General features: G+C 68.8%; 3 protein-coding genes and 1 pseudogene. 1 reads left to right on the top strand and 3 read right to left on the bottom strand.

Features of this window, described 5'->3' with window-relative positions; translation table 11 throughout:
- Nucleotides 1–81: 81 nt before the first annotated feature.
- Nucleotides 82–843, top strand: coding sequence for an integrase core domain-containing protein (locus tag MJ783_RS22120; protein ID WP_239313545.1), 762 nt, complete (start codon nucleotides 82–84; stop codon nucleotides 841–843).
- Nucleotides 844–1,070: 227 nt separating this feature from the next.
- Here the strand turns inward: MJ783_RS22120 and MJ783_RS22115 are convergent, their stop codons facing one another.
- From MJ783_RS22115 to MJ783_RS22105, 3 genes and pseudogenes are all read right to left on the bottom strand, one after another.
- Complete coding sequence (locus MJ783_RS22115) at nucleotides 1,071–1,325, bottom strand: hypothetical protein (RefSeq protein ID WP_239313542.1); 255 nt, start codon at nucleotides 1,323–1,325, stop codon at nucleotides 1,071–1,073.
- Nucleotides 1,322–2,638, bottom strand: a complete 1,317-nt coding sequence (locus MJ783_RS22110; protein WP_239313539.1) for a S8 family serine peptidase — start codon at nucleotides 2,636–2,638, stop codon at nucleotides 1,322–1,324. Before MJ783_RS22110 ends, MJ783_RS22115 begins: the two co-directional genes overlap by 4 nt.
- A 255-nt stretch (nucleotides 2,639–2,893) precedes the next feature.
- Nucleotides 2,894–4,180, bottom strand: a pseudogene (locus tag MJ783_RS22105) (ISAzo13 family transposase); the annotation flags it as partial.
- Nucleotides 4,181–4,411: the final 231 nt, after the last annotated feature.

The following is a 4,411-nucleotide window of genomic DNA, read 5'->3' as shown; positions in this document are numbered from 1 at the left end:
GCTCCCAAAGACGAAACTGATCAAAAGGCAGATGTACGGCCGTGCTGGTTTCTCCCTGCTCCGGCAACGGATCCTGCTCTCATGAATATCTCTCACCGGCTGTCACCACCGGAATCTTGGCAGAGCCAAAACCTGACAGGCTCCCTGGCCCGGGACAACCCGGCCTGGGGCCACCGCCGCATCCAGGGCGAACTCCTCGGCCCGGGCCACCGGATCGGCGCGGGAACGGTGCGTCGGATCCTCGCCGGCGCGGGCCTCAGCCCGGCCCCGCGCCGCCACGCCGACACCACCGGGCGCACCTTCCTGCGCACCCAGGCCAGCGGCCTACTGGCCACCGACGTCGTCCACCGGGACACCATCGCGGTGCGCCGGCTGGACGTCCTGGTCGTGATGGAGATCCAGACGCGCCGCGTCCCCATCCTCGGAGTCACCGCCTACCCGACCGGAGCCGGGGTCAGCCAGCAGGCACGCCACCGGGTCATGGACCTTCAGGGACGGCTCGACGCGGTCCGGTTTCTGATCCGCGACCGCGATGCGACGTACCCCCCGGCGTTCGACGACGTGTGCGTCTCCGACGGTGTGCAGATCGTGCGCACGGCGCCGCGGACACCGCAGGCGGATGCCTCGGCGGAACGGTTCATCCGCTCGGTCCGCCAGGAGTGCACCGACACGATCCTCCTCTTCGGCGAACGCCACGCCGCGGCCGTGCTCGACGCGTACGCCCGGCACGTCCATGACCACCGTCCCATCAGGGACGGGAGCAGTGCCCGCCGAACCATGACCCGGCCACCGGCACGCCTCTCGTCGGCCCGATCGATCGCCGCACGGTCCTCGGCGGTGTGATCAGCGAGTACCACCGCGCCGCTTGATCGAACAGCGAAACCGCAGGTCAAGCCCCAGAATCGGGTTTTGGCACGCTACACCCATTCGACAGCCGACACGCACCCGACCGGCAACGCCGGCCGGGTGCTCGGCGTGCCCTCCCACGGCATCACCGAACACTTACGGCGAGCCATCTCACCATCCTGGAGCGAGGCGCCCCGGACTCAGGCCCGAGGCGTTTCTCGGACTCACTGGATCGGCGAGTCGCGCGGGGGGAGTTGGGTAATGCGCTCGCGGTCGACGGACTCGACGCCGTCGATCGCCTCCAGGGCTGCTATCCGGTCCTCCGCCACAGTGCCGGAGAGCGTACCGAGGCTTGGCTGCTGCTTGTCGTCCGCGACCGTCAGCCCGGCCTGCCGCAGGGCCTCGACCACGTCCGCGAACCGGTCGGAGTCGACCGCGAGGATGACCCCGACCGGTTCTGAGCGAGATGAGTCGCTCACGGCGCCTGGAGCAGACCCGAGCCGACGTCCCTGACGGGCTGCATCAGCGGGAAGGCACCTGACTGCAGACCAGCCACGAGTTCGGCGGCGGACGCATTGGGGTTCGCCTGGGCGAGCAGCGCGAGGACACCTGCGACGTGCGGTGTGGCCATGCTGGTTCCGCTCAGGTTCTGGTACCCCCCGCCGGGGGCAGCCGAGCGCACCTCCCTGCCGGGCGCGGCGATGTTGATTTCGCCGCCCTGGCCGTTGATCCCGCCGTTGGAGAAGAACGACGTCGTGAGTGCCTTGTCGAGCGAGGCGACCGCGAGAACGGAGGGGCAGTTGGCGGGCCGCCTGACGGGCAGGACGCTCGGGGGCCGGTTGCTGTCATTGCCCGCAGCGGCGACGATCACTGTCCCGCGCTGAAGTGCGCGCTGAGCGAGAATCTCGTAAGTCTGAGGGAAGAGTTCACCCGGTTGGACCGGGGCGCCGAGGGACATGGAGACTACGCGTGCGCCGTGGGCGACGGCCCAGGCCAGGCCAGCCAGGATCTGGCCGTCGGTGCCGCTGCCGGCGTTGCTGAGCACCTTCGCCACGAGGATCCGGGCCTCGAAGGCCACGCCGTAGCGGGGGCCCTGCTGGGGGTGGGCGGGGCCTGCGGCGGTGCCGATGCAGTGCGTGCCGTGGCCGTTGCCATCCTGGACGGCCTGGCCGGGCACAAAGGAGGCCGTGGCGTCGATGCGCCCTGCCAGGTCCGGGTGGCCGGCGTCCACGCCGGTGTCGAGGATAGCGATCTCCACACCGCGACCGGTCAGGCCGGGCACGTTGGCGCGGATCGCCTGCAGGCCCCAGGTGCAGTTCTGCTCGTCCCAGGCTGGGCCCTGGACAGCGGCGATTTCGGCCGTGGTGTGGCGGGCGACCACATCCTCGTCGCTGCGGTAGGCCGGGTAGAACTCGGTCGGTGCCTGCTGCGGGGCGGTGATCGGTGAGGCGTAGACCATCCGCTCCGGCTCCGCGGCGATGATCGAGGATTCCGTCTCGGCCGCGGTCACGAGTGCGAGGCGCTGCTCGAGCCGCACCTCGACGACGGCGGCGGCGAGTTCCTCGAAGTGCACCGAAACGTCGGGGCGCTCAAGGAGTTCTGCGACGTTTGCGGTCTCGGTTCCTCGGACACGTTCGACGGACGCGATATCGGCGGCGGAACGCAGTGCGTTCAGTCCGCTCTCCTGGTTGCTCGGGTCGAGTAGGACCACGTATCGGCCGGTGTACTCCGCGCCCTGGCCCGTGACGGGGTCATTGGGCCGGCCGGGCTGCCCAAAGGCGCGCCTGTCCATGGGTCTTTTCACCACTGAATGTCTCGCTTTCTATGTGTTTCCGCCGGTTCGTGGACGCGCGCCGATCCATGGACTGTCACGCGTCGAGGTGGTGGGGCGTGGTCCAGTCGTGAATCGACCGGATTCCTTGATCGGTGACTGGCTTCCGGCGGCCCCGCCGGACCGCCCCGCTGGCCACCACAGCACCGAGCCCCACTAAACGCATGCCCCTATCACACTGCCCTAAACTGAAGGTTGCTTAGGGCTTGCAGATAATCAACATGCTGGTTTGGGCTTCGGTGTCAGGTCTATGCCGTGCGCCTGGGCGTGTGCGGTCAGGTCCGCGAGGGTCGCGAGACGGGTCGTCGCGGGCACGACGGTGTGGCCGTTCTGGTCGAGCAGCGGGCGAATCTCCCGGTCTGCTTTGGCGATGGGGCCGATGGAGACGCCGAAGAGTTCGGCGAGGACGGGCTGCGATGTTCGGAAACGCAGCCGCAGGATGGTCACGAGGGTTTGCTCGGCGAGGGTCAGGGCGGGTGGGTGGCCGCCGGCGGGTCTGCGGGTGGGTGGGCCGCTCCTGCGGGCGAACAGCTCGTTGTCGCGCTGGATCCGGTGCGGGACGGTGAGCGAGGCGATCAGTTCGTCCCAGGCCGCGGTGCTCAGGCCGGTCAGGGCCGGGTGTGCCCAGTCGGCGCGTTCGGGGGCGCGGGCCGGCTCGGGCGGCGGCGGTGGTGGGGCTGGTGGTTCGGGGCGCAGGGTGTAGTTCCAGTCGCCGTGCCAGTTGTGGCGGTCCAGCGGGAGACAGTCGATCTCCGTGTCGCTGACCGTGGCTCCCGCTGGATAGACGCCGGTGTCGAGTTCGGCGTGGACGCGCAGACCGGTGCGGGTCGTTGTCGCGGCGATCGAGTTGACGATGACCTTGTGGCTGGTCAGGGGCCGGCCGCGCCAGTTTATGGTGATGTGGGAGAACAGCCGGTGCTCGACCTTGTTCCATGTCGAGGTCCCCGGCGGGAAGTGGCACACCGTGACGGTCAGGCCGGTGGCGAGGGCGAACGCGGCGAGTTCGGTCTTCCAGGCGCGGGTGCGGTAGCTGTTCGAGCCGCCCGCGTCCGCGGTGATCAGGAGCCGGTGGGCGTGTGGGTAGGACGCCTGGCCCTGCCCGTCCCACCAGCGGCGCAGCGAGGCGACCGCGAACGCGGCGGTGTCGTGGTCGGTGCCGACGTTGACCCAGCCGGCGTCCGCGGCCAGGTCGTAGATCCCGTAGGGGACGGCCTTGCCGAGTTCCTTGTCGGGGAAGTCGTGCGTGTCGACCTTCACCGGGTCGCCCTTCGGTCGCCACTGACGGCCGCGGTTGGCGTACTCGCCGACGAGTTCCTTCTTCTTGGTGTCGACGCTCACGACCGGGTCACCCCCGTCCAGACTGTCTGTGACCTGGGCGTTGATGTAGCGGAACTGTGCGTCCCGGTCGGGGCTCTGCGCGCCTTCCAGCGTCTTGCTGTTGCCCTGGAGGCTGAACCCCTCCGCGCGCAGCAAGTCGCCGACGGTGTCCGCGCCGACCCGGTGAGGGCCTGTCCAGTTTTTCGTGTAAGGATGGGCAAGCATTGTCCTTACCGTGTGATTTACTCTTCAATTAGTGAAGGGGAAGTCTGTCCGGGAACAGGATCACCATCGCGTTCAGCGCCTGCTTCCACCCCAGGGTGCCGGTCCCGTTCTCACCTCCGCGCTTGGTCGAGATATTCCGGATTCCCAGATAAAGTAGCTTCATCGCCGCCTCATCCGAGGGGAAATGCCCGC

This window comes from Protofrankia sp. Cj3, assembly GCF_917627355.1.
In the GTDB taxonomy this organism is placed as follows: Bacteria; Actinomycetota; Actinomycetes; order Frankiales; family Frankiaceae; genus Protofrankia.
This window is presented reverse-complemented; position numbering and strand designations above follow the sequence as displayed.

Excerpts from the sequence above, each read along its gene's own strand:
- MJ783_RS22120 (WP_239313545.1), top strand. The coding sequence starts at position 82 with ATGAATATCTCTCACCGGCTGTCACCACCGGAATCTTGGCAGAGCCAA.
- MJ783_RS22110 (WP_239313539.1), bottom strand. The coding sequence starts at position 2,638 with ATGGACAGGCGCGCCTTTGGGCAGCCCGGCCGGCCCAATGACCCCGTC.